We start from the raw sequence: 26,475 nt of genomic DNA on the forward strand, positions 1-26,475 counted from the left end.
AATCAATGGCATTCCGACAACAAAAGTCCGTATAGGAGCTGGTTAGGCTTATGCGGACTTCTTGGCATGTTCTTTTTGCCGGCACGGACCTCCTCAATTTTCATTTCTGCGCGTGTCCTAAGCTAACCTTTTCGTTTTTATACTAGTTGCAATGATGATCTGTTTGTCTGCTTCTGAAGAGGTGTAAGCAATCTAAAAAAATAATTGAAAAATTTTCTGATGCCATGTCGATTCTCTCTATCGTCGTTCGTTGTCTATATAACAGCGAGTTCAGCGAGGCGCGGATGAAGAACATCCGAATGCGCGCGACGCTTGGAAAACAACCTTATGACAAGGAAGGACGGAGAATCAGGTTATGGGAAAAATCATAATGCAGCAATTCGTATCATTGGATGGCGTTATGCAGGCGCCAGGCGATCCGAATGAATACGAATATGGCGGCTGGCAGATGCCGTATGTAGGCGAGGAGCACCTGGAACGGATTGTTGAACAGGCCCATGCGGTGGAAGCGCTTTTGCTCGGCCGCAAAACATACGAGGGTTTCGCGGCCTCCTGGCCATTGGCGACTGGTATGCGAGGGCTGGCTGAGCGGATGAACCAAATGGCGAAGTTCGTTATGTCGAGAAGCTTAAGCCAGGCGGAGTGGAATACTTCAATCCTTCTTGGTGAAGCGGCTGAAGAAGCCGTCAAGCTCAAGCAGCAATTAAGCGGAGATTTGCTCGTCGTTGGCAGCGGTGATCTTGCTCAGACGCTGATGAAGCATCAGCTCATTGATGAATATCGACTCTGGGTTCACCCGGTGATCTTAGGCGACGGGCAACGATTGTTCAGAGAAGGAAATGAGAGAGCGTCAATGCGTCTCATCGAGGTTAAGACATTGAAATCAGGGGTTGTAATTTCTACCTACGAGCCGGAGAAATAGAGATTAGAGATAGATATGAAAAGGAGAATGTACGATGTATTCAGTAATTTCAAAAGATGGCACATCCATTGCTTATGATCGTGTTGGTCAAGGACCGTCGCTAATATTTGTAGGGGGAGCATTTAGCTACCGTAAATTTCCCGGACAGGTGCAAATGGCCAATCTGTTATCAGCCAATTTTACCGTTTTCAATTACGATCGCCGCGGGCGCGGCGACAGCGGAGATGCATCAACCTATTCGATTGAGCGTGAGATTGAAGATCTGCAGGCGATGATTGACGAAGCGGGGGGCTCCGCTTATGTGTGGGGCTTATCATCCGGAGCCATTTTAGCTCTGCAGGCTGCGGCGAGAGGGGCGAATATTCAGAAGCTAATCCTTCATGAACCTCCCTTTGTCGTTGATAATGCCGGACATAAGCCGCCGCAAGACTTTGCCAGACAAGTATCCGCCCTGATGTCTGCGAATCGGCGAGGCGAGACGGTCAAATATTTTATGACCCGGGGAATGGGGGCGCCTTCATGGGTTGTTAGCATGATGCGGGTCATGCCCGGCGTATGGTCTAATCTGACATCGCTTGCTCACACTCTGCCTTACGATGCGGCCCTGCTCGATGGATATATGGATGGCAAGGCTCTTCCTGCAAAATTGTGGGATGCCGTTAAGATGCCAACGCTGGTCATGGAAGGTACCGAGAGCCCGGTGGCACTGCGGCATGCGGCCCAAGCATTAGCGGATGTACTCCCGAATGCAAGATTGCTGAGCAAAAAAGGCCTCGGTCACACGAAAAAGCTCAATACCAAGCAGGTTTCATCCGAGCTCGAAGCATTCTTTAGCACTAAATCGTAATCACACCCTGCTCATGATTTCAGGTTTGGCCGAGGCGCGCTTGTATATTGGCGCATGACCATGAGCTGTACTCAATTCGCTGCTTGCTTGCGGCTGAGTCTCAGCTTTCACTGCAAAATTGCCTGTGGAAGCTCTTCAACTGTAAGTGAATCCATCTAACTAAGGAGAGATCGACTTATGAGATTTATGTTGATTGTAAAAGCAACAACCGATTCGGAGGCCGGGGTTATGCCCAGTCAAGAGCTTATTGATGCGATGCAGAAATATAACGAAGAATTGGTGAAGGCCGGTGTGCTGCTGGCCGCCGACGGACTAATGCCTAGCTCAAGCGCAATCCGGATTGCTTACCCGGAGCCGGGGGGCAAACCGAAATTGGTGGACGGTCCGTTTACGGAGTCCAAGGAGCTCATCGCCGGATATACGCTGATCGAGGTTAAATCGAGGGAAGAAGCGGTCGAATGGGCGCTGCGCATGCCGGATCCACATGGGTTGGGACAAGGGGAGATTGAGCTTAGGCAGGTGTTCGAAGTCGAGGAATTGATGGACAATCCCGATACACTGGCCAAAGAAGCCGCGCTTCGCAGGCAGGTTGAGGAGCAGAAGAACGCGTGAGCTCAGTCCAAACACATCGAACCATTGATGCGATATGGCGGATGGAATCGGCGAAGCTTATTGCAGGGCTGACACGAATGGTGAGGGATGTGGCCCTCGCGGAAGATCTGGCCCAGGACGCGCTGCTTATTGCCCTTGAACGCTGGCCGGAGACCGGCATTCCGGACAATCCGGGCGGATGGCTGATGACAACCGCGAAGCGTCGCGCCATTGATTTTATGCGCCGGAGCAAGCTGCGCGATCAGAAATACGGTGAGATTGGCCGCACAGCTCCTTTATATACAGAAGATGAGGTGGATCAAGCTTTGGATGGCGAGATCAGTGATGATCTCCTTCGTCTGATCTTTATGACATGCCATCCGGTACTCTCCCAGGATGCCCGGGTAGCGCTGACGCTTCGTCTGTTATGCGGTCTGACCACCGATGAAATTGCCCGCTCTTTCCTGGTAGCAGAGTCTACGGTTGCTCAGCGGATAGTTCGGGCGAAGAGAACGCTTAGCGCCGAGAAGGTCCCTTTTGAAGTGCCTGAAGGGGAGGAACTGGATCAGCGTATGGCCGCGGTACTTGAAGTTATTTATTTAATGTTCAATGAGGGGTATTCCGCGACTTCCGGGGAGCATTGGATTCGGCCTTTGCTATGTCAGGAAGCGCTCCGGCTGGGAAGGATACTGGCTGAGATTGCGCCATATGAACCGGAAGTTCACGGACTGGTAGCGTTGATGGAGATTCAAGCTTCGCGTCTAAAGACCAGGATTAATGCGAAGGGAGAACCGATCCTGCTTATGGATCAAAATCGCGCAAAGTGGGATCAACTGCTAATTCGCCGCGGCATAACGGCGTTAGAGCGTAGCCGTAGGCTAGGAAGGCCGCTCGGCCCTTACGCTTTGCAAGCAGCCATATCTGCTTGCCATGCCGCGGCGCGTTCCCCAGCTGAGACGGATTGGATCCGTATCGCGGCGCTTTACGAAGCGCTTGCCCGGTTAACGCCCTCGCCGATCGTCGAATTGAACCGGGCGGTCGCGATATCGATGGCCTTTGGTCCGGCCTTCGGACTGCAGCTCGTTGACGAGCTGAACAAGGAGCCTGCCTTAAAAGGGTACCACTTGCTCCCCAGCGTTCGTGCCGATTTGCTGGCAAAGCTGGGAAGGTATGATGAAGCACGGTCAGAATTCGGACGCGCGGCGTCGATGACGCGGAATGCCCGTGAGCGCGAGCTGCTGCTTCAACGGGCAGCTGATTGTGAATCGGGGACATATCAATAATCTATAGATCATGATGATCATGAGGTCGAAGGGAGAACCCCCCATATGCGATTTATGCTTATAGTAAAAGCAAATGGATTCTCGGAGACGGGGATTCATTACAGTCAGGAGTTTGTCGATGCCATGAAGGCATATAAGCGATCTTTGGTTGAAGCCGGGGCGCTTCTGACTGCCGAAGAGCTTACCCCCAGTTCCAGAGGCATCAGGATATGTTATCCGCCGGAGGGAGGGCAGCCAAAGATCCAAGCGGGCCCTTTTCCAGTAGATCAAGAACTTGTGGCCGAATTCGTAGTGATCGATGTTCAAACAGAAGAAGAGGCCCTGGAATGGGCAATTCGCATGCCGATTCCAACGGGCCTGGGGAGTACAATCGAGCTAAGAAGCCTCCATGAGAACGCAGATTCTCTATCAGAGCCCGGCATACATGCCTTGGAGGCTGACTTACAGGGTTATCTGCAGATGTTAAGAAAATTATAGCCGCCATTAGATGACCAGGCTTAACAATAGGATAACGCCTAAGCCAGCTACGGATATAATCGTCTCAAGCAGGGTCCAGGTGGCAAAGGTCTCCTTCATGCTTAAGCCAAAGTATTCCTTGAACATCCAGAAGCCGGCATCATTTACGTGCGAGGCAATAACACTGCCGGCCCCGGTTGCAAGCACGACTAGAGCCAGGTTCACGTCGGTTTGTCCTAACATGGGGAGGACCAGACCGGTAGTCGTTAAAGCGGCGACCGTAGCAGAGCCCAAGGAAATACGCAAGATGGAAGCGATGATCCAGGCCAGCAGGATTGGCGACAATGAGGTTCCCTGGAATAACTCTGCTACGTAGTCGCCAACGCCTCCATCAATTAATACTTGCTTGAAGACTCCGCCTCCACCGATGATCAAGAGCATCATCCCGATATTGGAGATTGCGGTGGAGCAAGATTCCATGACCTGCTTGATTGGAATCTTTCTTGCCAATCCCATCGTATAGATCGCAACTAATAAGGATATCAGCATGGATACATCCGCGTTCCCGATAAATCCGATGCCTTTGACAAGAGCATTTTCCTGAAACCCTATCGTTTTTTGCAGCAGAGTAATAAATGTACCGATAGACATAAGAATAACGGGCAGCAAAGCGGTAAAAACACTAATTCCAAACCCGGGTGTGTCTTCGAGTTTAAATACTTTCTGTTCGCCCAGGGAGCGTATATCCCCTGTTTTTGTAAATGCTTCGGGCACCAAACGTTTAGCCAGCTTCGTAAATAAGGGGCCAGCAATGATCACCGTTGGAACAGCTACGATTAATCCGTATAGCAATACATGGCCAAGGTTCGCTCCGAGTTCACCCGCAATTGCAGTTGGTCCTGGATGCGGCGGCAGAAATCCGTGCGTCACAGACAGCGCTGCGCCCATCGGAATGCCAAGATAGAGAATAGAAACTTTCAATTCTCTGGATATGGCAAAGATAATCGGAATTAATAATACCAGACCTACTTCAAAAAATAGGGCAATACCAATAATGAATGAGGCTGTTACAACGGCCCATTGGATGTTCTTCTCACCGAATTTGTTCACCAGGGTCATAGCGATCCGCTGAGCGCCGCCGGAATCGGAGAGCAGCTTGCCCAACATGGCGCCAAGACCAAAGATAAGTGCTAAGTGGCCTAAGGTTCCGCCTAATCCAGACTCAATGGTCGTTACTATGTTATCCAGCGGAATGCCAAGTGCTAATGAAACCCCGAAAGATACAATAATCAGCGATACGAAGGTGTTTAATTTTAGGAACATAATTAGTATAAGTAATGCGACTATCCCAATGGCTACAATAATTAATGGCATCGTAAAATCCCCTTGCTGCTTTAGATTAGTTTAGATGAGTTGTCCTGGATCAGACTTCTCTAATAATCGGTTATGCGTGTATATTCATCTGTTAATACTCTGGACAGGTTGATGCCTATATATTTTTTGACTTTGGTTGCGATTTCGGGCCGATCATGAACGATCCAGGTTATTTTGCTTAATGGGGACATGGGGTGGATCGGGGTGCCTGTACGTCTATAGACTTCATGGCCGTTCAGTTCCTCTTTAATCTTCCGAGCCCATGCTTCACTGCGATTATCCGCCCAGGTGGTACAGGGGGTAACCTATATTTTCGGTTTGAACGACTTCGCCTTGAACGGTGAACAAGACCGATTTGGTGCTTGTGGTGCCAATATCTATACCTAACATGTAGTTGCTCATGATGTTGTTTTACTCCTTTAGTTAACCATTTGCGCCTCTACCAATCAGATAAGGTTTTCCATTACAGATTTTAAATTATCCCGAATCATATTTTCATAGGCAGCACCATTAGATTTCACAGATAGAGAATGGAGTACCTGACGGAAAATGAAAATCGGCAGTTCTTTTTTCACAAAATGGCACCGCTTTCTTTACTGCGGGAACTCATGCATATTTAAAGTTTGCAGGCTAGGAACAGATGGGCAGAAGCATTTGCAAGCTCCTTTCAGGATAAATAAATACGGATAAATCGGTCAAGGCTTCACCAATCTCTTCGTTATAAGTATACTTGTATACAAGTATTATACTCTGGATAGTTCATTATGCAAGCGTTTTATTATTGAAATCATAGAAAAATGATTTGCTCTGAAATTGAATCTAAACCTTCAAGCATACTTGAAGGTTTAGATTGGGATGCGGAGAGGGTGGGGGATATATTGTTAGCTTAAAGGTTGTGGGGTGAGCTTATAAGCTCATCTTTACAGCAATAAATAGTAGGTCAATTTATGAAACTTGTCTTATCCAAGTTAAGCACACAATCAGAATCAATGGCTCCACATAAAATAGCATCATCTTCATATTTGGAGGTGATTATATTGACTCTGTTTGAGATTCGTCGTTTTGCTAGACGGCATTTTGGCCGGCGTGTAATCGTAGTGCTCAGGTCAGGCAGGCGCATAGAAGGCGTTATTGTCTTTGCAGGGCTTTTCTCTCTTATTCTTCGTGTTAGAATTAGAGGCGTGTTTGTAAGACGGAGAATTTTTTATAGAGATATTGCTAGAATAATACTAGTGTAGAGACTCATTAAAGCATCCCCACCGATCAGGGTGGGGATGCTTTTGTCTTTACGAACGAAGCGTCAGGGAAGTCTCGGCGACCTCGACCCCATTTACGAGAAGCACAAGCTTGTGAGGACCCGGATAATGGCATCGTGTGGTCAAATTAGCCCAGCTATGGCTTCTTGTCCCGGTGAGATGTACACCGCCGGATAGGGTCTTATCGGAGAGCAGAAATAATTTGCGCGACGGTTTCCCGTTTGCCTTAATGAAGTAAATCCCGTATTCGATCCGAATATGCAGGGATTCGCCTTCACGGACATCGAGGCTATATTGTATTTCGCTGCTATCGCCAATCCTAAGAGACAACGGCTGTACAGAGATTGAAGCTGACGTGGCAAGCGGAGCTTCCTCTGTAGTGCTTGCATAGCCAAATAACTTCATGGCTTCAGGATTCGCTCCGCGAACCAAGGTGCGGCAGCCATGCCGTATGATCCAATCTGTATCAGGGTGCGAGCCGATCCAGCGGCGTCCGGTCTCAAGCACCAGGGAGGGATTGTCCTTGGAGATGTCGTTGAGGTTATTAGCCACGCTCTTGCGTACATATAGGGAAGGGTCCGCCTTAAGCAGTTCAAGGATGGACAATACCGGAGCGGGGTCCTTCTTAAATATCGGAAGGGCTTGTCCCCAGGGAAGACGCGGACGGCAGCCTTCGCTGGCAAGCCGTCTTACATGCTCATTGGCGTGCTCAGCCCATGAAGACATCCGGCGCATAACCCGTTCAGGGTCAGCCAGGATAAAGGTTCGAACGGCAAATTCGGCGGACGATTTTTGCGTAAAGTTCTCTAATGCGTTCATTGAGAGCTCCCAGTGCTGTTCCTCCCGACCATATACTTCTACAAAGTCCGGAAAGAAAAGATAGGGAAAACCAATGCAGCTGTCTGCAATGGCATGCAAAATCTCCAGCGCGGCGGCATAGTCATGGGGCAGATACAGCCCTAGCTTCTCGGAAATCCGCCGTGTCCGGGCTTTAAGCGGAAGCGTATCCCATATATCATCCATCACCGCTGTTACAAACGCCATAGCATCAAAAACGCTATAAGCGGATTGCACCTTTTTACTAAAATCCAATAAAAACTTTTCATTATAGATCTCTTTTAATAATTCCGCCAATGTATATCCTCCTTCAACGTAAGCATAGATCGATTTATGTCTTTGTAACTATATCCGAATTTTATCAGATCTAACCTGACAGCAGTATGGCATGTTATGCGCGAGAGCTTCGCACAGCAATTTTCCAATTAAACATGGAAAGCAACGTTATCGCACCTAGTTAACGGTCAATCATTGTCCGATAGATCAGCTCGAAAATATGGGCATATCAAGATTGTTGCCCACGCAAAAGGGCATCTACAGGCCGGAAATCTACCTTTAAGATGCCCCTTTTATAATATGCTGCGAGCCGCCTTGTGAAAAGGGCCGGCAGGGTGGTTTACTTTGAGCTTACACCAGCTCCAATACGACCATCTGATGATTCTCTAAGTAAGGAACCGTATACTTGATTTCGCCATACTCGCCGGTCTTATAGGGAAGTTCCTCCATAGAGGGGGCCAGATAGACCCGCTTCATTGCAGCGGAAGCGGGCAGACGCAAACTGACGGCAACCTTCTGCAGCGGCACGATGTCCTCGATGACTTCAACACGCCCCTTCAGCACAGGGGCGGCAAACAATAAGTGATGGATATAGCGGTTTTCCTCCGCTTGATATTGCAGTGTCGCGATACCCCGGGCTGGCAAATCGCAGCGCAGAGACGGCTGCGGCAGCAGCCGGGAAAGAGCGTGCAATACTGTCTCCTTCAGGACGAGGTGGCCGTTGTCGGCATAGTCGCCGAATACATTCCAGGCGATATAGATGCCGCTTTGGCTTTCAATCATACCGGGCCCGTTATCCTCCCCGGCGCTTGGGGTATGCAAATGCGAGCTGAAGGTAAAGACGTCGCGGTTGAAATACGGATTCTCCCGTCGGCCAAGCGAACGGCCTCCGTTGAGCTCCACCAGTTGTCCTTCACTGTACATCACATAAGAAGCAGGCAGAAGGGGGCCCGGGGAGAACTGCGGATGAAAATAGGATGGCTGGTACGGGTTAGCACCTTTCCAGTTCAATCCCAGTTCAAGCATAAAGGTATCGCCGGCCGCATTTAGGCCGGAACGCCCTGTAGCCAGAACTTTTCCGCCGTTCGCTGTAAATTGGTTGATGAGATCCCTTAATTCCGGCCATACCGGCACCTCATCGGGGAGGACCAACACTTTGTAACGGCTGAAATCCGCATCGACATCCACGATGTCGTACAAATAATGACCTTCGGTCAGAATTCGCACTGCGCCTGCATCAGCCAGGCTGGCTTGCTGGTCCTGCTGCAGGGTGTCCGGGCAGGCTTCCCGAGCCGCTTCCAGTGACAAGACGGCGATGTCTGCCACGGATGAAGTGTTACGACACCACGGCTCTTTTGCTTCTACTTCTGCATAGGCGGCGCCGATCAGGGCATAGGTTGCCTCATCCATCTGTCCCGAAGGCTGAAGCTGGTCGCCGATCGAGCATTTGGCGCCATGGGCGAGGCTAAGCGCCGTCTCGAAGCGAAGCGCGTTCGGATGCTTGTACCCGCCGAATTCGCCCCAGGAGGTGTGGAACTTGCCCGTCATGCCCAGATAGTCCATGCCCAGCGACTGGACGTAACGCGCCGAAAGCGGAAAGTGATCATAACCCCAGCCCCCGGTCGGCAGCGATTCAAGCTCCAGATGGCTGTTGACACGAGCAAGATCACGGCGGCCCCGCAGTTGATGACTGCTGTTATGAAAGGCCGGAAGGCCGGGCTTGACAGCATCGATAGTTTCCCGCACTCGCCGAGTATAGTTCAGGTAAGTTCGTTCGCCCAAGGCGGCTACGGCTGCTTCGTCGCGCGGATCCTGTCCGGCCTCCCGAAGCGCGGCCACGCAATACTGGCATCGGCATTCGCGAATCCCGACGATGTCGAGGAAGATGCCGTCCGCATCATAGTTGGACACGATCTCATGGATTTGAGCCAGCAGGAGGTCCAGATAAGGGGTATTAAAGCAAAATTCGTGGTAGCCTGGCGTCATAAAATCTCTCACCCAGCGTGTTCGATCCTCTGCATCACGGATTAGCCATTCGGGATGGCGTCTGGCCAGCTTTTCGTCGAGGCCTGCGGAGAGATAGACGGGGGTTTTAACGCCGATTTCATGAGCGGAGTCAATCATTTCGCCGAGCAGGTCGAATGAGAGATGCGGATGCATCGTATTAGCTTCACTGGGATGGTAAGCCCAGCCGTGATGGCATTTCGAAAAGACAGTAATCGAATCAACATGACCAATACGCAGCATATTCTGGAACTGTGATCTGGAAAACTGGCTTCCGATGCCCGGGATGGCCTCAGAAGTATGAAAGTCGAGATGAACTTGGCGAAAACGCATGTGTGAACAGCCCCTTTAGCGGTAGATTAGAACGATTTCTTGTGTTCAATGTACCTCTTTTACCGGGGCGCAACCAGTGATAATAGAAACTTTGAATAGCACAAAACGGACTTGTAGATTGGAGAGAATCAACGTGTATTGTCTGGAATTTGCCATTCCGCCACTGCCGCAATTTTTAATGGCAGGACATGCCGTATGGAAGCCGGGAGATCAGCATTTCGCCCGCATCTTTGGCGTATACGACCTGCTTCTGGTAACGCGGGGAACGCTCTATATGACGGAAGAAGAGACGGAATATGAAATTGGCGCAGGAAAGATGCTTGTGCTGGAAGCGGGGCTGCCGCATTTCGGGCATCGCTCCTGCTCGGAGGATACGGAGATTTATTGGGTGCATTTCGTCCATGGACATCCGGCGGCACATATCCGACAGGAGGATATTCCTTGGTCGACCCTGCTGTCCAAAGGCACGAACGAGGATGTCGAGCCATCCTCGCAGCAGCGGGTGTACTTGCCGAAATTCGCTGCCGTCGATGTACAAAGCATAGAGCCGCTGCTGCGCGAGTTGGACGATATCCACAATGGGTTAAATGTAGAAACTGCACTTCGGCTCCATCTCTTGCTGGCCGAGCTGTTCGCGGCATTGCAGGCGGAGTGTGTGCGGACGTTCGAACCGGAGCCATCCTTGCGGCTGGCCAGGGCTGCCGTAGCGTATTTGAACGAACATTGGAGGCAGCCGTTCCAGCTTGCAGAATTGGAAGCAAGCTTGCATTTCCAGGCCAATTACATCACGAGATGCATGAAGAGACATATCGGCAAAACCCCGCTGCAGTATGTACTGCACCTGCGCCTGGAGGAGGCCAAAAAACTGTTGGGAGGAACGGTGCTTGGCATTTCCGAGATCGCGGAAAAGGTAGGAATCCGCGATCCCAACTATATGGTACGATTGTTTACAGCCAAGCTGGGCATGACACCTGGGGCTTATCGGCTGATGCTTCGTCAGCAGAGGAAGGGAGAGGAAGCTTCCGGGGAGCAGGAACAACTTGACGGATGATACGGAGCATATCATCGCATTTTACATGATTGGCGTGTCCACTTAAAAGAAAAATCTAAACATGCAAAAAATCAATACCATTATTCCCAAGGCAATAAGTAAACTGACTAAGTCCCATAATACTTCCTTTAGGCTGCCGGCTCCCATTTTTTGCTTCTCTTCATGCCGCTGCTTGTGTACATGGGGATCGTATTGTCCAGGCGGGTTGCGAAAATCATTCATAAGGTTCTTCTCCTTTCTGCTTCATATTGCCGGATATCCGTTTGGAACTAGGAAGTAGATCACAAGGGAGGAAATCGAGGATTCAAGCGGCGACACCCGTTCTAATGATTATGCCCTGATTATAGACTTCTTTCCATCTCATCTCTATAATAGGAGAAACATAAATGAAATCGCTTACAAGGGAGATGCTATGAAAATTCGTTCCGGCAATTATTACACCCGTCTCTTAATGTATAGTCTGCTGATTGGCTCTATTCCAGTGATTATAGTTGGAATTATATCATATTACAAAGCTTCCTCAATCGTTCAGGACAAGGTGAACCAGAGCAGCATGGCGGCGCTTCAGCAGACTCAACTTCGCGTGGAGCAAACTCTCAAGACGATCGATCATTCGGTTACGCAGTATATTAGCTCGCCTCTTGTGGTAAATGCCATGTCGCTCCCATATTCAGCAGAGCATTATCAGGTTTATAGTGAAATGTACCAGAACATGGTGCGCAGCCAAACCTTCGAGCTAACCATAAACAATATGACGGTGCTCAATTTGAGGGGGCAATGGGGCGTCGACAACAACAATATTTTTACATTCGACGATGTGTCGAATCTGGATGATCTTCTAGGGTACGAGAAGCTGCCTTCATTTTCCGTTTGGGTAACGGACAAGAACGAGAGTTCGCCAAGCATTAGCCTTGTGAAAAAAATCCCGCTGAATTCGCTGAAAGCCGATGGCTTGGCTATCGTGACCATCGCTGAATCGCAGTTGGCCAACCTTCTGACAGCCGACAATCAGCTTGGCAGCATTATGGTTATGGATCAAGCTTACCAGCTATTGTCCCGGAGTGATCAGAAGCTACAGCAATCCGGCTTGGAGCAGCTCGTGGCCAAGATGCAAAGGCAAAGTGAAACAGAAGGGCAATTTAACGTTGAGCTGGATGGAGACAACACCAGCGTGATCATTCGCAAGTCAAGTTATAATGGCTGGACTTATGTCTCCGCTATTTCCATTAAGGATATTACCCGAGATTCCCGCTCTATAGGCTGGGTTACTCTGTTTGTATGCCTGCTCATGGTTCTGATCACCGGCGGTCTGGCATGGCTTGGTTCCCGGAAGTACTATCGGCCGATTGGGAAGCTGGTCGCAACGATAGCCAACAGGTTTGGGGATCCGCCAGATGAAGCCCGCACCGATGAGTTTGCGATGATTGGCTATCGTCTGCAATCCATGCTGCAGACGGAATCCCGCCTCTTGGCACAGCTGACAGGGCAAGTGCGGGAGCTGAAGCAGTTTTTCGTTATGAAGCTAATCCGCGGCGAACAGAAAGAATCTCAGCTATCAGCCAGACTGAAAGAATATGGCTACCCCATCGATTGGAGCTGGCATGCCGCACTTGCCATTCAGATCGATGCGCTGGAGAAGTCCCAATACAGCGAAAACGACCGTGATCTGCTGCTCTTCGCCATCGCCAATATCGTCGGCGAGCTGATCCCTCCCGAGGAAAGGCTGGAGCCTGTGCTGCTGGAGCAATCCCAAATTACCGTGATCGGAGGTACCGGATCGACAGATGTGGAGTACAAGAGCCGGTTATTTACCGTAGCGGAGCTGATTCAGACAACCGTGCTGCAATACTTGAAGCTGCATATTAGCATCGGCATCAGCCGCCCCCAAAAACGGTTCGCCGAAATTTCTGAGTCTGCCGAGCAAGCACTGGAGGCGCTTCGCTATAAGATTCGGTTTGGCACAGAATCGGTGCTGTTTATCGATGACGTCCAGCCTAACGACCTGGTGTCCAGTGTGTTCCCGCACCGTGCAGCAAAAGAGCTTTACGACGCCGTTAAGCTCGCGGAGCGAACAAGAGCCGAAGAACTGCTGGAACACTGCATTAGCTTAATCTTCGCAGAGCAAGCCGACTGGCGCCAATACCGGATGGCATTGGTCAGGCTGTACACGATGCTGACGGAGCTGGGACAATCCGAGACAGCAGCAGCGGATACGAAGCAGGATTCCGCCGCAGAGTTTCCGCCCGAACAGGAAAAGCAGCTTTTTGACAGATTGCTTGATCTAAAATCCCGGGAGGAAATCCGCCTTTGGTTTAACGATACCGTTATCGCTCCGATCATATGCAGATTGGAGCAGCAGAGCAAGTCTCATGCCAAGAAATTATCGGACCAGCTCACGAATATGATCCATCAGAACTTCGATACTGAGCTTACGCTTGAAGCTTGCGCCAAGCAATTGAATTATCATCCCAACCATTTAGGCCCGCTGTTCAGCCGGGAAAAAGGGATCAGCTTCAGCGAGTACCTGCAGAACTATCGCTTGCACATGGCGAAGCAATGGCTGATCGAAACGGATATGAAGATCGGGGATATTGCGGATCGGCTAACCTATACCAATCCTCAGAACTTTATTCGCTTCTTTCGCAAGATGGAGAATATGACGCCCGGACAATACCGGAAATTGCATGGCAATTCGAAAATATGAACGCTCCAGTCGAAGACTCCCGCGATAGGCTGCCAGCCCGTCGTCGGGTTTTTTTTATTGTGAGGTTACGAAGGGGGGGCAAAAGAGAGGCAAAAGAGGGGTTCGGCGGAGGCATTCCCATGATTATTCCATACGTGATTCTGATTATATTCCACACAGCGGCAAACACCTTTCCTGGTGATTATCCCTTGATTATAGACGCCGGCTTGCCGGGGCGCTTATCTTGAGGGTACCGCACAAATAACACGAAGGTGGAGTCGAAGATGAATCAAAGCAAAGCAAATCTTGCGATTGAAATATCTGCCCCGATCAGAAAACGAACCTACTTCTGGGGACAGATACGGAGAAACAAATGGCTATACGGGATGCTGGCTCCCGGGGTGCTTTATTTTCTATTATTCAAATACCTCCCGATGTGGGGACTTCTGTTAGCTTTTAAGGATTACCAGCCTTTCTTGGGTTTTTTCGGCAGTAACTGGGTGGGCATGAAGCACTACGAGCGGCTGTTCCATGACCCCGCGTTCTGGATGCTTTTACGGAATACCCTGGTGTTGGCGGGATACAATATTTTATTTTTCTTTCCGGCACCGATTCTGCTCTCTCTTATGATTAATGAAGTGCGCCGGGACAAATTAAAACGGGCTATACAGACCGTGATCTACATCCCGCATTTTGTCTCATGGGTCGTGGTCGTCGGCATCGCTTATACCTTCTTTACCATTGACGGCGGATTAGTGAATGAAGCCATCATGGCGATGGGAGGGGAGAAGATCAATTTCCTCGCCAGTGCGGGCTGGTTCAGGCCGATGATTACCTTGGAAGTTATTTGGAAGGAGACGGGCTGGGGAACGATTATATTCCTCGCTGCGCTGGCAGGGGTCGATCCTCAGCTATATGAAGCGGCAAAGATGGACGGTGCAGGCCGGCTGCGACAACTGTGGAATGTGACGCTGCCAGCTATACGCTCCACGATTGTCATTCTTTTTATCCTTCGGCTGGGCAGCTTCCTGGATACGGGCTTCGAGCAGATCTTCCTGATGCTGAATCCGATTAACCGCGAGGTGGGAGAAGTATTTGATACTTATGTATATACGGCGGGGATTACGCAAGGGCAGTTCAGCTTCAGCACCGCTGTGGGGCTTTTCAAATCGCTGGTTGGATTTGTGTTAGTCATCAGTTCCAACTGGTTGGCCAAAAGATTCGGCGAGGAAGGGGTGTATTAAGCGATGAATCAAAAGAATCGAAGCTGGAGCACCCATCTGTTTGACGGACTTAATCTCGCCATCCTGCTAGTGGTATCAGCGGTGATGATCATTCCGTTTATTTACATCATCCTGATCTCCTTTGCGACCGAGCAGGAGGTGCTGTCCAAGAGTTTTCTTATATTTCCAACAAAATTTTCGCTGGAGGGCTACCGTTATATTTTCTCCACTCCGATATTGCTTCGCAGCCTGGCGGTGACCATCGGGGTGACGGTGATCGGCACATTGGTCAACCTGCTGCTGACCGTGTTAATGGCCTACCCGCTTGCCCGTAAAGATCTCTATGGACGCCGACCCGTCATGCTTATGGTTATCTTCACGATGTTATTTAACGCCGGGATTGTGCCTACTTTTTTGATTGTCAAAGAGCTGCACCTGACCAATACTTACTGGGCGCTGATTATTCCTAGCGCGATCAGTGCTTTTAATATGATCATTATCAAAAATTTCTTCCAGCAGCTGCCTGATGGCCTGGAGGAATCGGCCAAGATCGACGGTTGCAATGACCTTGGGATTTTATTCCGCATTGTTATCCCTCTGTCTCTGCCTGCGCTGGCTACCTTTTCCCTGTTTTACGCCGTAACGCATTGGAACACTTTTCTGAGCGCTATTTTGTATATCAATGACTCGAAAAAATGGCCCATCCAGGTTTTGTTAAGACAGATTGTGATTCTATCGGAGAAGGGGTTGTCTGATATGAATGAGGCGCCTCCTCCACCATCTAAAATTATCAATATGGCGGTTATCGTGTTCTCTACCGTTCCGATCCTGTCCATATATCCATTCCTGCAAAAGCACTTTGCCAAAGGAGTGCTGCTGGGTTCGGTTAAGGGATGACTTGTTCATCTTTTAATATAATATTTTTAGTATAACGAGGGGGAGTAAGACATGAAGCAGCTAAGCTACAAAGTGTTCCTAATGAGTCTGTTAACCATTCTGGCAGTAGCAAGCTTGTCAGCGTGCGGAAGCAATCAGGAAGGAAAGGGCTCACAGGCAGGCGGAAAGCTTTCATTTACCATGATGAATCAGTATTCCTCGACCGAGCCGCCCAAGGCTGACAATCCGATTATCAAGAAGATCGAGGAGTATACGAATACCAAGCTTAATATTACTTGGGTTCCCGCGTCTGCCTACAATGACAAGATCAACGTTTCTATCGCCTCCAATGATCTGCCTCAAGTATTGATGATCGCGGACACCAAATCCTCATCAATCATCAATGCGGAGCGGTCGGGCATGTTTTGGGAGATCGGACCTTATCTTAAGGACTATCCAAACCTGAGCAAGTACAACACCAATGAACAGGTACTGAACAATATCTCAGTAGATGGCAAGGTTTATGGTTTGTACCGCGCCAGAGCGCTGGCCCGCCAGGGCATCACCTTTCGGCAGGATTGGCTGGAGAATCTTGGCCTGCAGCAGCCCAAGACGATCGATGAGCTCTACAATGTTATTCGCGCATTCGCGCTAGACGATCCGGACAAAAATGGCAAAGACGATACATTCGGGCTGGTAGAAGCCGAGGATTCCGGTGGCGCAGGCTCCACAGGTCTGCTTGGATTCCAGACCATCGCCTCCTTCTTCGGTGCGCCCAACCAATGGGATATTCAGGATGGCAAAGCGGTACCCGAGTTTATGACCGAGGAAAATATGGAAGCCATGAAGTTCTATAGGAAGCTGTATGAGGAAAAGCTGATAAATCAGGATTTTGCGGCCACTAAAATCAGCAAACAGCAAGAGCAATTTTTCCAGGGCAAGGCCGGGATGCTGTTCACAACCCTTGACTTTGTGATCACCGGAGGCAACGAGTTGAAGAAGGCGAATCCTGACGCCAAGATCGATATTTTCAGCAGAATTGAAGGACCAAAAGGGGAACGGGTATTTGCAACCACGGGGTATAATGGAATGTTTGTATTTCCGAAGGCTACAGTCAAGTCAGAGGCAGAGCTGAAGCAGCTGCTTGGTTTCTTCGATAAGATCGTCGATGACGAAATGATGTATACCTGGACATGGGGGATCGAAGGGGTTCATTACACGAAGGGGGAAGACGGCGAACCGGCCATCTCTGACCAGACAGCGTATGCCAATGAGGTGTCTCCGCTGAAGCAGCTGCCTACCTATGACGGCTCGCTGATGATCTGGAAAGGGAAAGGGGAAGCGGACAATAAATTCCGCACGATGATGAAAGACAACGAGGCCATAGCTATATCCAACCCGGTGGAGCCTTTGATCTCTCAAACGGCGGTGGAGAAGGGGACGGAGCTGAACAAGATCATCGCTGACGCCCGTGTCAAATTCATTATGGGAACTCTGGATGAAGACGGCTTCAATAAAGAAGTGGAGAAGTGGCGCTCTCAGGGTGGGGATCAAATGATCCAGGATTACACGGAGCTGTACGCAAAGCAGGCTGAGAAATAATCGGGCTATGGCTATTTCAAGAAAATGAGGTGCGTTATGAGTTATTTGCTGGAGGACTTTGCATTTGATTTGCGGGCTAGCCTTGCACCTAAAGAGCATATTTGGGTATGCAGCGGTTATAGCACCGTAGCTCCAGAGCGAAATACGGTAATGGGGGTCAAGGGGTGTTACTCGCCCCCTTTTGCTGCTAAAAATCTGCAGATCGGGATTCGAATGTTCGCGAACGGTCACGAAATTGAGGATACTGGAAACCTGGGCAAGGGAGACTGCGGAGTGCTTTACGCTGAAGAGCACTGGCGCCCTGATCGGATTATCCGCCGAGGCACCTACCACCATTTTGTCAGGGAAAGGTTGATTTCCTTAAGCGTTCGCAGCGAGCTCGTTCCCTTGTTGAATGCTCATGGATTTGTGTTGAAGGTAATCGTCCGCAACCGCAGCGGAAGTTCGGTACCGATCAGCTTATGTCCGCAAGTAGCACCAGACAAACCGGCTTATGTGGCCTATGACAGGTGGGACTATGGCTGGCCGGAGACGGCAGCATCCCCCGCTCAGGAATTGGGGATCGATGGCAGCAAAAGCGAATCTGAAAAGCTGGCCTTTGCGGTGTCAGGAATTTGGGAGAATGAGCAGGCTCGAGTAACTCTATTGCAGGAAGGAGCTTGGGAAGCGGAGCTGGCCGATGGGGAGGAGCTGGAGGTTCGTCTGGCCCTCCTTATGACCGAGTCTGGAGTGGCATACAACACGGATGATACGCTGGCAGAGCTGGAGCTGCGGACAACAGCGGGTTGGAAGAAAAGATTGGAGGAAGCCGGCCAACGTCTGCCTTCCTTGCAATCCGACATCCCCGGTCTGGAAGATTACTATAAACGGTCGTTAATTAGCGGTCTCGTCTGTTTATGGGAGAACCCGGAGTTTGCTATGACGCCGTTTCCTGCGGTATCCGGTGTGGAGGGGGCAGGCATATGCTGCTATCCGTGGGATGTTGGCGGCTATGCAGCTAAGACGATGGTTCTGCTGCTTGGCCCGGAGAAAAGCCTGGAATTGGCCAGGCTGATGGTGGCAAGCGGAATTGACCGCCACTCCCGGTTTGCCCCAAGCGGCAGAGGAGCGGACGTTCCTTATTCCTATAGCATGTGGTCCTTTATCCATTTTGCCTGGTCCGCTATTTTGCTTCACGGGGAGGGGAGCGAGCTGTTCCCGACAGTGAGGCTGCTGACGCTGCATGATGACCAGCACCTGGCCGAGTGGAATGATTTGCTGGATTACGGCCTGCAGCACAATTTGCTGGAAATGCGCGGAGCGGGCTACGAGCATATCGTAGCCAGCCCGAATGCCGAGCGGGCCTGGAGCTACGACCGTCTGGCAGAGCTGGCAGCGCATTTGGAAGCGAACCATGAGCCGATCAAGGAGTGGCAGGAAAAAGCGGAGCGGATTCGGCGGTCCATCCGGGAACATCTGTGGGATGAAGAGGCTGGCTGGTTCAAAGCGCTCTATCCCGAAGGGCATGAGGAAATCATCTACTCGATCCAATATTATGACGCTATGCGCTTTGGTGCCTGCACCGGGACGATGATGGACGGAATGCTCAGACAGGTTGCAGACGGTGCGTTCCTCGGCGCTTACGGGGTCAGCAGTGTATCTGCCAGGGACGAACTTCATTATGAGCAGAACGATCCGGACTGGTCCGGCAGCGGATCATATACCGGGGACGGACCGATGCTGGCTTTGACTTTATGGGAAAAAGGCCAGAGTGGGCCGGCGTGGAACGTGCTTAAGCGTTTATTGTGGATGGGGCAGCATCTGCCTTACTATCCGCAGGAGCATTATTGCGATCGACCGGCTGTACCTGCGCATAAACGGGCCAATGTAGTAGCAGGTCTATCGGGGATGGAAGCTCTGCTGTTCGGGATGGCGGGAATCGAACCGGGATTGGACGGCAGCTTGTGGATACATCCAAATCCGCCGGAAGAAGGTTCGGTGCGAGTTTCTGGCTTCCTGTTCCGGGGACATAGCCTGGACATCAGCATGAGCCCCGGCTTTTGCGAGATTTCCTGCGATGGCGGCATCGTCTATAGCGGTGCCCCGCAACGGGTGCTGGCAGGCCGGTTTTCCGCAGGGGGAGAGAAGCTGCACATTCAGGAGGTATAACCATATGAACAAGGAGTCTTATGATTTTGATATGATCATCGCGGGTGCGGGCGTCGGAGGGATCAGCGCGGCGCTTGCTGCCGCAAGATTGCAGATGAAGGTGCTGCTGCTTGAGCAAGCCGATGAAGTTGGGGGAACCGGCGTATTCTCAAGCGTGTCCTTAATATGCAACTTCCGGGATTCCTGGGGAAGACCGATTACTAGCGGCATTCACCGGGAACTGTTCCCCGCCTCGTACACGCATTACAATGAGAAGCTCGTTCCAACCTATGATGAGCGGGATTTGAAGGCTGCATATGAGAGGCTATTGGCCTCCGAACCGACCCTGACGTTATGGACCCACTGCCAGGTGTTCCAAGTGGATACGAAGGACAGACGAATTGTCCGTCTGCATCTTCAGGGCAGCCGGACCACAACGGTTACCGCCAAAATCTATCTCGATGCCACTGCCGACGGCAATCTTTCCGCGTTGGCGGGCTTGCAATACAAGCTGGGCAGAGAAGGCGATGGCAGGCTGCAATCCGCCACTGCGACTTTCAAGGTCAGCGGGGTTGACTGCTCCCGGCTGAAGGAGCCGGATATTCGGCAATGGTCAGCCATTCATTCGCTGCGCAGGGAGCTGCTGCCTTATTACCTTGATAGGAAAGCAGCAGGCCTCACCAGCAACCCGCGGCAGAGCATCACCTGTTTTCCTTATCCGGACGGCGAGTCCCTGCTGTTTAATTCGACCTCGGTGCTGGATGTAGACCCGACCCGTCCGAAGACGCTGATTCGGGGGAAGGAAGAAGGAATCCGCCAAGCGCAGGAGCTGTTTGAAGCGATCCGGCAGCATCCGGCTTTCCATCATGCCAAGCTGGAATATATCGCCCCCAAGCTGGGAATCCGGGAGGGGCGGCGAATCGTTGGGGAATATGAATTGACGGCAGAGGACTGTCTTGAGAGCCGGCGCTTTGAGGATATGGTGGCCGCTTGCGCCTATTCCCTGGATATTCATAGTCCGGATGGAGGCGCTAGCCGGCTCGAAAGCATTCCGGAGCCAGGCTACTACCATATTCCATACCGCTCGCTTATTCCCAAGGGCTGCACCAATCTATTGCTAAGCTCCCGATGCATCAGCGGTACTCATGAAGCCCACAGTTCTTATCGGATTATGGCCTCGGTCAGTGCGATCGGGGAAGCGGCGGGAACGGCCGCTGCGCTCTATGTCTTGCAAGGGCTCCAGGATGTCAGGCAGGTGGAGAGCCCTCATATCCGGTTCATCCTGCAGCTGCGGGGGCAATTTGTCGAAGGGGAGGTGAAGCGGATTGCTATGCCGGCCAGCCCTGCATGGGCAGAAGAGGCCCGATAAGATGGTAAAAATCCCATCATCCTAGAAAACGCTTACAGTGAGGTGGTTGTATTCCAGTCAAGATAAGGGAGTGAAAAGTCATGTTCATGAAAAAATGGATGATCCGTTTGGTGCTTGTTTTGCTGGTATCCGTCAGTATTATTCCGGGGGCGGCGCCTCGGGCCGCCGCTGCCCAGCCTCAGGCCGAGGTTATTCTCAGCTCGCCCCCGATATACCAAGGGGTTAACAGGGCTTGGCCCGGGGATGCGGACAAAGATCCGACACATGCTGCGACGACCAGGAAGGGTACGGCATGCTGGACAACATCGCAAGATCCGCTAAATCCTTACTTGTATGTCGATGTCGAAAGCACAGTAAAACCTGCTGACGCAACCTATGCGATTGTGTCTGTGGACTACTATGACGCAGCGGCAACGACGGTAGCCATTGAATACGACGGCCAAAACAACGCGTACCAAGCTACTCCATGGATGCCCACCAGCGGCAGTCAGACTTGGAAGAACCAAATCTTTGAGCTGAAAGGAATCAAGTTCGCCAATCGTACAAACGGTGCGGATTTCCGTCTGCGCGTTCACAGTATCAATGGCGTTATGCCAGAAATCTGTTTTGCGCGAATCCAGGTGACCTTTGCGACGACTCCAACGCTATCCGTAATGAATCCGAGCCTGCTCTTCACCACCCAATCCGCAAACCTGGACTTCGGGACGGTGGGTGACTCGGTCTCCTATGAAATTGCAGACGATCAGGGTGCGAGTCTTCGCACGGGATCCATTCCTGTGGGTGCCAACGGACATGCTCCGCTATCCGTACAGGATCTGGGTCCGGGATTCTACAATCTCACTTTCTCCAGCGTCATTGACGATCATCCGATAACGCGGACCACCACATTTGGCATTGTGACCCCGACGCCAGTCGGGGCCTTGAGTCCCGATTCCTTTTTTGGGATCGACACTCATTTTGGTCACTACAAAGCGCTGGAAGACGGGCTGATGAACGCTTTGGCGACCATCGGTTACGGTCACATTCGAAGCGATGTGAACTGGTCGTTAATTGAAAAGCAGCCAGGCGTGTACAACTGGGCCGGATATGATTTTGAAGCCAGATCACAGCAAGCTCTTGAACTTGGTATGACTCCCCAGGGGGTTCTGGCCTACAGCAACACCAATTATGACAACGGAAAAACACCAAGTTCCGAGGAGGGGCTGGCCGCATTCGGCCAGTTCGGGAAGGCTGCTGCCGAGCATTACAAAGGCAAGGTCAGCGATTTCAACGTCTATAACGAGTTCAATGGCACCGGCTTTAACAACGGGGCTTGCGGCACTTCCGCAGCCTGTTATGTACAGATGCTTCAGGCTATGTATGGACCGATTCACGAAGGAAATCCCGACGCGAACGTTATTGGCCCGATTCCATCCACCATTGACGATAACTGGAATAATGCCTTTTTTGCGGCTAACGGTATCAAATACATGGATACTTTTGCAACGAATGTCTACGGGTACGCTCTCGAGGGAGCGAATACCCCGCCCGAGCGCACATTGCTGGTGTCGAAGCTGCCTGCATTGGTACAGCAGGTGAAGCAGGAGGCTGGGGATCGGCATGTTCCTGTATGGATAACCGAGAACGGCTGGCCAACTTATGCCGCTGCCTCTACGGAGCAGCAGCAGGCGGACAATCTGGTGCGTGCGCAGGTGCTGGCAAGGGCAGCAGGCGTAGATGTCTTCAGCTGGTACTCGGCTATGGATGACGGGACGGACCCCAATAACAGAGAGCATCACTTTGGACTGTTCAGGCAACCTGTGGATGGTGTAGTTGGTGTAGCCCCAAAGCCTGGGGCAGTTACAAACGCCGTGCTTATTCGTGCGGTAACCGGAAAGGGTATTGAAGCTCGCGAAAGTCTCGGCTCCGATACTGCCTACTCATATCCGTATACGGGAGGAGGTTCTACAACTCGAGTCATGTGGTCCACCGGCAGTGAAAGCGCTGCTCTGAACACTACCCAGCCTCTGATCGTCACGAATGAATACGGGGCGACAAAAACGGTAAATCCGACTAACGGCAAGATCATTCTCACGCTCAACGGCAGCCCGATTTACGTCACCGGCGAAGTTGACAGCTTGGGCGTAACACAATCAGCGCTCTCGATGAAAGTTGTCGGACAGCCGATCAAAGGAGATGCGATCTCTGTGACGGTGACGGCAGATCGTTCGAACCCTAAGACAGACCTTCCTAATGAGTTGACGCTTATTGCCAGCGGGGCACAACCTGTTAAGCTTCGCACTTCCCCGGGCAAGGCAACAAGCGCCACTATCAATGTCCCTGCGTCCCTGCTCCTGGGTCAGCGAACCATAGCCGTGGATGTGACGAAGGTGAAGCCGGGGAAGGGAGGCAAGGACAAACACGAGCCAAGCCTTGTTGCCGGCTTGAGGGCAACCACCCATGTCGTAAAGCCGTTCGAGATCAGCGTTCAGCCAACAATCACATCGAAGGCAACGTCCCGAAGCTATTTTCTCGATCTTGATCTGAAAAATAATCGCAACCAAGCCTTCACGGCCACCCAGGTTACCTACCAAGTCGGTCCGGTGTCCGGGGAACTGACGGATGCGGTTCAGATCGCTGCGAACGGAATGGTCTCGATGCGTGTTCCGCTCCCCGATGTCCCGTTATTTGATGCTTTGAGCTATAGTGTGACCGTTGCCAGCGGGAACGGTTCGGACATTTCAGCCGGATCGATATCCTACTCGCCTATTGAGCTTGCGGACCAATCTACATTGCCTGCCATCGACCTGGCGTCGCAAGCGGCATGGGTGTCGCTCTCCGGGACGCGAAGCAGCAACAGCGATCTCAGCGGGCAGCTGCGCATCACTTATAACAGCGACGGGCTTATCATCGACGCTGTGATCACGGACGACAAGCATTTCGGCGCGCGCGCGCCCGACGCCTTATGGCAGACCGATTCCATCCAGTTCAGCACTTACGACCGGGTGCCAGGACAGGAGGGTGGGCAACGCGTTGAAATCGGGGCGGCGCTTCTCGACAGTGGACCGTCCGTTTACACCTTCGCGGCACCGGATGGCCAGCAGCCGGGCCCAACCCCTGGCGCTCAAGCGGACATCGTTCAAGATGGCAGCACTATGCATTACGTCATCTCCGTCCCGTGGGCTTCGCTTGGATTTAATGGACCGCCGATGCAGCCCCTTGGCATATCATTCCTGGTAAATGACGATGACCAGGGCTCCAGTGGCGATTCTCGCGATGGTTTCTTGCAGTGGGGCTCGGGAGTCGGCACTACGCCGAAGAACCCTGCCTTGTTCCGCCACGCACAACTGGTGCAGTAAAGAGCAGGATTCTGTCCGCGGGTGATGAAGAGATATGTACGCAACGGGATATGGATTTAAAGCAATCAGAGGCAGCCGGGAAACCGGCTGCCTCTTTCTTCTCTTACCATTCCACTTCGCTTCGGTGAGTGCTCCATCACTTGATCGATTTACTTTGACCAGCTCTACAAAAGCACTTAAGCATTTGATCGCTTTTAAGAACTATAAAAATGAACACCGGTGAGAAGTTAAACATAAATGCTCCCCGCAGTGAGGCCGGCAAAATTAGCAGCCACATCAAGATAAACTCATTATATATCACGAAGGTTGTATCTCTGCCGCTTTGTATCGTAATTGTGTTTGCAGACCAATAATCAGCGTTAAGCTGAAAAAGCTTTTGTAGATGCTTCGGTCTCTCACCAAGAGGCTCATGAGGGTTCTACTCGCCGGTTCTTATAATAGTAAATTTTGTCCTCTTCATTAATTTCACGCAGCACTCTGCACGGGTTCCCTACGGCGATTACACCGGGAGGCACATCTGTTGTGACGATGCTTCCTGCGCCAATGACACTGTTCTTGCCAATCGTTACGCCAGGATTAATAATGGCGCCGCTTCCGATCCATACACCATCTTCAATCACGACAGGGAAGGCATACATTTGCCCGGTCGCCCGCAATTCCGGATCAACGGGATGCCCTACCGTACATATCGTTACATTGGGCCCGACTAAGACGCCCTTGCCGATCGTAACCGTCGTGTCATCTATAATAGTCAAGTTCGTATTGGCATAGAAACCGTCTCCAATAAACGTATGGGAGCCATAACAAATATGCAAGGGAGGCTCGATCCAGCAATTCGCCCCATAACTCCCAAAGAGCTGATGAGCCAAGGCGGCTCTTTTTTCTGCCTCTGAGGGTCTGGTTTGGTTAAAGTCATATACCCGTTCTTTTCCTTTTAGGCGTTCCTCCGGCAATCCTTCCCCCATATCCGTAAAAAGCTTTCCATTTTTTATATTGTCGCGTTGAGACATGCTTACGACCCTCTTTCTGCACAGAATTGATATCTTATTGAATTATTTTATAATTATAGTGCATAATAATTTTCGATTATATCGAAATTAACCATATTTATATAACAATCGTATTTTGGGAGGGCAATATGGCACAGCTAAATGTTGCTGAAAATCTGTCGGAAATCATTGAATACGATACACCTTATCTTCCTATTCGTACGAGACGATCCAAATTATCTTATTTTTATAATCGCAGCGCGAGCTGCCACTGGCATATCGATTTGGAGTTTATATATGTTTTGGATGGCTCCATGAACTACTTTGTGGACGGGGAGAACTATACCCTTCAAAAAGGGGAAGGTATTTTTGTGAACTCAAATCGGCTGCACTACGGCTATGGACATAAGGAGGAGGACTGCGATTTTCTCGTGTTATTGCTTAGCCCTCAGCTGCTGGTGCGGAATTCTCATATAGAGAATAAATATATTCGGCCGTTATTACAGGATCACCTGAGCAATGCCATTGTGTTCAGAGAGGAAATTGTCTGGCAAAAGGAGGCGCTTGATTATATCAGAAAGCTGTATGAGCTATGTCATGCACAAGTGGAAGGTTATGAGCTTCTGGCCCTCAGTCAGTTTGAGTTATTATTTTTACTTTTATATCAGAATACGGTTGGCTATCATGGACTGCACCAAGAGTACTCCAGGGATATGAACGCTCTTAAAAATATGCTGGGGTACATTCAATCCCATTTTGCCGAAAATATCAGTTTGCAAGAGATCGCTGCTGCTGGATCTGTGGGCCGTAGTAAATGCTGTACTTTATTTAGAAATTCTTTGAAAAAATCGCCGATAGAGTACCTTGCCAGCTACCGTATCCAAAAAAGTGTAGACTTCATGACTAATGATAGTCTTAATATGACAGAAATCTCCGCTGCCTGCGGGTTTAATAGTTCAAGTTATTTTGCTGAAACCTTCAAAAAAATATGGGGAGTCTCTCCAACTGAGTACAGAAAAACAATAACTAGTAATTAAC

General features: G+C 50.7%; 19 protein-coding genes and 1 pseudogene. 14 read left to right on the forward strand and 6 right to left on the reverse strand.

All coding sequences use genetic code 11. The annotated features are described in order from the left end of the window. Positions 1-355: 355 nt before the first annotated feature. The 5 genes from DMN77_RS10540 to DMN77_RS10560 all read left to right on the forward strand — a co-directional run bounded on the left by DMN77_RS10540 (position 356) and on the right by DMN77_RS10560 (position 4,120). Positions 356-922 (forward strand): dihydrofolate reductase family protein, encoded by a 567-nt coding sequence (locus DMN77_RS10540; protein ID WP_068781293.1) that lies wholly within the window; start codon positions 356-358, stop codon positions 920-922. A 34-nt stretch (positions 923-956) separates the two neighbouring features. After that, positions 957-1,769, forward strand: coding sequence for an alpha/beta fold hydrolase (locus DMN77_RS10545; RefSeq protein WP_068781292.1), 813 nt, complete (start codon positions 957-959; stop codon positions 1,767-1,769). 177 nt (positions 1,770-1,946) lie between these two features. Further along, positions 1,947-2,381 (forward strand): YciI family protein, encoded by a 435-nt coding sequence (locus DMN77_RS10550; RefSeq protein WP_068781291.1) that lies wholly within the window; start codon positions 1,947-1,949, stop codon positions 2,379-2,381. Then, a complete protein-coding gene (locus DMN77_RS10555) occupies positions 2,378-3,643 on the forward strand; it encodes an RNA polymerase sigma factor (protein ID WP_179014836.1) in 1,266 nt (421 codons plus the stop codon). Before DMN77_RS10550 ends, DMN77_RS10555 begins: the two co-directional genes overlap by 4 nt. 45 nt (positions 3,644-3,688) lie before the next feature. After that, positions 3,689-4,120 carry a YciI family protein gene (locus DMN77_RS10560; RefSeq protein ID WP_068781290.1) on the forward strand — a complete coding sequence of 144 codons (432 nt, stop codon included), beginning with the start codon at positions 3,689-3,691 and terminating at the stop codon, positions 4,118-4,120. 6 nt (positions 4,121-4,126) lie between these two features. On the opposite strand, the gene DMN77_RS10565 is transcribed toward DMN77_RS10560, so the two are convergent. The 4 genes and pseudogenes from DMN77_RS10565 to DMN77_RS10580 all read right to left on the reverse strand — a co-directional run bounded on the left by DMN77_RS10565 (position 4,127) and on the right by DMN77_RS10580 (position 10,179). After that, the gene (locus DMN77_RS10565) at positions 4,127-5,473 is read right to left on the reverse strand and encodes a GntP family permease (protein ID WP_179014838.1); all 1,347 of its coding nucleotides are present in this window, start codon (positions 5,471-5,473) and stop codon (positions 4,127-4,129) included. A gap of 110 nt (positions 5,474-5,583) precedes the next feature. Then, a pseudogene (locus DMN77_RS10570) lies at positions 5,584-5,875 on the reverse strand (FGGY family carbohydrate kinase); the annotation flags it as partial. 884 nt (positions 5,876-6,759) lie between these two features. Continuing rightward, on the reverse strand, positions 6,760-7,863 hold the full coding sequence (locus DMN77_RS10575) for a DNA alkylation repair protein (RefSeq protein ID WP_179014840.1): 1,104 nt from the start codon (positions 7,861-7,863) through the stop codon (positions 6,760-6,762). A gap of 330 nt (positions 7,864-8,193) precedes the next feature. Continuing rightward, positions 8,194-10,179, reverse strand: coding sequence for an alpha-amylase family protein (locus DMN77_RS10580; protein WP_179014842.1), 1,986 nt, complete (start codon positions 10,177-10,179; stop codon positions 8,194-8,196). A gap of 133 nt (positions 10,180-10,312) precedes the next feature. Here DMN77_RS10580 and DMN77_RS10585 point away from each other — a divergent pair, with 133 nt between their 5' ends. Next, positions 10,313-11,230, forward strand: a complete 918-nt coding sequence (locus tag DMN77_RS10585) for an AraC family transcriptional regulator (RefSeq protein ID WP_068781286.1) — start codon at positions 10,313-10,315, stop codon at positions 11,228-11,230. Positions 11,231-11,272: 42 nt separating this feature from the next. On the opposite strand, the gene DMN77_RS10590 is transcribed toward DMN77_RS10585, so the two are convergent. After that, positions 11,273-11,452 (reverse strand): hypothetical protein, encoded by a 180-nt coding sequence (locus tag DMN77_RS10590; RefSeq protein WP_179014844.1) that lies wholly within the window; start codon positions 11,450-11,452, stop codon positions 11,273-11,275. A 190-nt stretch (positions 11,453-11,642) separates the two neighbouring features. Between DMN77_RS10590 and DMN77_RS10595 the strand changes: the two genes are divergently transcribed. The 7 genes from DMN77_RS10595 to DMN77_RS10625 all read left to right on the forward strand — a co-directional run bounded on the left by DMN77_RS10595 (position 11,643) and on the right by DMN77_RS10625 (position 24,448). Continuing rightward, positions 11,643-13,934 carry a helix-turn-helix domain-containing protein gene (locus DMN77_RS10595; protein WP_179014845.1) on the forward strand — a complete coding sequence of 764 codons (2,292 nt, stop codon included), beginning with the start codon at positions 11,643-11,645 and terminating at the stop codon, positions 13,932-13,934. Positions 13,935-14,197: 263 nt separating this feature from the next. Beyond that, positions 14,198-15,157 (forward strand): ABC transporter permease, encoded by a 960-nt coding sequence (locus DMN77_RS10600; protein ID WP_179014847.1) that lies wholly within the window; start codon positions 14,198-14,200, stop codon positions 15,155-15,157. Between the two features lie 3 nt (positions 15,158-15,160). Beyond that, entirely contained in the window at positions 15,161-16,033 is an 873-nt protein-coding gene (locus DMN77_RS10605; RefSeq protein ID WP_068781282.1) for a carbohydrate ABC transporter permease, read from the forward strand. Between the two features lie 51 nt (positions 16,034-16,084). Next, a complete protein-coding gene (locus DMN77_RS10610; protein WP_068781281.1) occupies positions 16,085-17,614 on the forward strand; it encodes an extracellular solute-binding protein in 1,530 nt (509 codons plus the stop codon). A 36-nt stretch (positions 17,615-17,650) separates the two neighbouring features. Beyond that, positions 17,651-19,762 carry an MGH1-like glycoside hydrolase domain-containing protein gene (locus DMN77_RS10615; RefSeq protein ID WP_179014848.1) on the forward strand — a complete coding sequence of 704 codons (2,112 nt, stop codon included), beginning with the start codon at positions 17,651-17,653 and terminating at the stop codon, positions 19,760-19,762. A 4-nt stretch (positions 19,763-19,766) separates the two neighbouring features. After that, positions 19,767-21,110, forward strand: coding sequence for an FAD-dependent oxidoreductase (locus DMN77_RS10620; RefSeq protein WP_179014850.1), 1,344 nt, complete (start codon positions 19,767-19,769; stop codon positions 21,108-21,110). An 80-nt stretch (positions 21,111-21,190) separates the two neighbouring features. Continuing rightward, positions 21,191-24,448, forward strand: a complete 3,258-nt coding sequence (locus DMN77_RS10625) for a hypothetical protein (RefSeq protein ID WP_179014851.1) — start codon at positions 21,191-21,193, stop codon at positions 24,446-24,448. Between the two features lie 407 nt (positions 24,449-24,855). Here DMN77_RS10625 and DMN77_RS10630 read toward each other — a convergent pair whose 3' ends face one another. Continuing rightward, entirely contained in the window at positions 24,856-25,458 is a 603-nt protein-coding gene (locus tag DMN77_RS10630; protein WP_068781277.1) for a DapH/DapD/GlmU-related protein, read from the reverse strand. Positions 25,459-25,586: 128 nt separating this feature from the next. On the opposite strand from DMN77_RS10630, the gene DMN77_RS10635 reads away from it, so the two are divergent. Further along, the gene (locus DMN77_RS10635) at positions 25,587-26,474 is read left to right on the forward strand and encodes a helix-turn-helix transcriptional regulator (protein ID WP_179014853.1); all 888 of its coding nucleotides are present in this window, start codon (positions 25,587-25,589) and stop codon (positions 26,472-26,474) included. The last annotated feature ends 1 nt before the right edge of the window (position 26,475 follow it).

This window comes from Paenibacillus sp. 79R4 (assembly GCF_013393165.1).
GTDB lineage: Bacteria > Bacillota > Bacilli > Paenibacillales > Paenibacillaceae > Fontibacillus.

What these genes read in the sequence shown, in the direction of transcription:
- DMN77_RS10590 (WP_179014844.1), bottom strand. Translation starts at nt 11,452, where the DNA reads ATGAATGATTTTCGCAACCCGCCTGGACAATACGATCCCCATGTACAC.
- DMN77_RS10630 (WP_068781277.1), bottom strand. Translation starts at nt 25,458, where the DNA reads ATGTCTCAACGCGACAATATAAAAAATGGAAAGCTTTTTACGGATATG.
- DMN77_RS10615 (WP_179014848.1), top strand. Translation starts at nt 17,651, where the DNA reads ATGAGTTATTTGCTGGAGGACTTTGCATTTGATTTGCGGGCTAGCCTT.
- DMN77_RS10595 (WP_179014845.1), top strand. Translation starts at nt 11,643, where the DNA reads ATGAAAATTCGTTCCGGCAATTATTACACCCGTCTCTTAATGTATAGT.
- DMN77_RS10550 (WP_068781291.1), top strand. Translation starts at nt 1,947, where the DNA reads ATGAGATTTATGTTGATTGTAAAAGCAACAACCGATTCGGAGGCCGGG.
- DMN77_RS10545 (WP_068781292.1), top strand. Translation starts at nt 957, where the DNA reads ATGTATTCAGTAATTTCAAAAGATGGCACATCCATTGCTTATGATCGT.
- DMN77_RS10620 (WP_179014850.1), top strand. Translation starts at nt 19,767, where the DNA reads ATGAACAAGGAGTCTTATGATTTTGATATGATCATCGCGGGTGCGGGC.
- DMN77_RS10635 (WP_179014853.1), top strand. Translation starts at nt 25,587, where the DNA reads ATGGCACAGCTAAATGTTGCTGAAAATCTGTCGGAAATCATTGAATAC.
- DMN77_RS10565 (WP_179014838.1), bottom strand. Translation starts at nt 5,473, where the DNA reads ATGCCATTAATTATTGTAGCCATTGGGATAGTCGCATTACTTATACTA.
- DMN77_RS10540 (WP_068781293.1), top strand. Translation starts at nt 356, where the DNA reads ATGGGAAAAATCATAATGCAGCAATTCGTATCATTGGATGGCGTTATG.
- DMN77_RS10600 (WP_179014847.1), top strand. Translation starts at nt 14,198, where the DNA reads ATGAATCAAAGCAAAGCAAATCTTGCGATTGAAATATCTGCCCCGATC.
- DMN77_RS10610 (WP_068781281.1), top strand. Translation starts at nt 16,085, where the DNA reads ATGAAGCAGCTAAGCTACAAAGTGTTCCTAATGAGTCTGTTAACCATT.
- DMN77_RS10605 (WP_068781282.1), top strand. Translation starts at nt 15,161, where the DNA reads ATGAATCAAAAGAATCGAAGCTGGAGCACCCATCTGTTTGACGGACTT.
- DMN77_RS10560 (WP_068781290.1), top strand. Translation starts at nt 3,689, where the DNA reads ATGCGATTTATGCTTATAGTAAAAGCAAATGGATTCTCGGAGACGGGG.
- DMN77_RS10580 (WP_179014842.1), bottom strand. Translation starts at nt 10,179, where the DNA reads ATGCGTTTTCGCCAAGTTCATCTCGACTTTCATACTTCTGAGGCCATC.
- DMN77_RS10625 (WP_179014851.1), top strand. Translation starts at nt 21,191, where the DNA reads ATGTTCATGAAAAAATGGATGATCCGTTTGGTGCTTGTTTTGCTGGTA.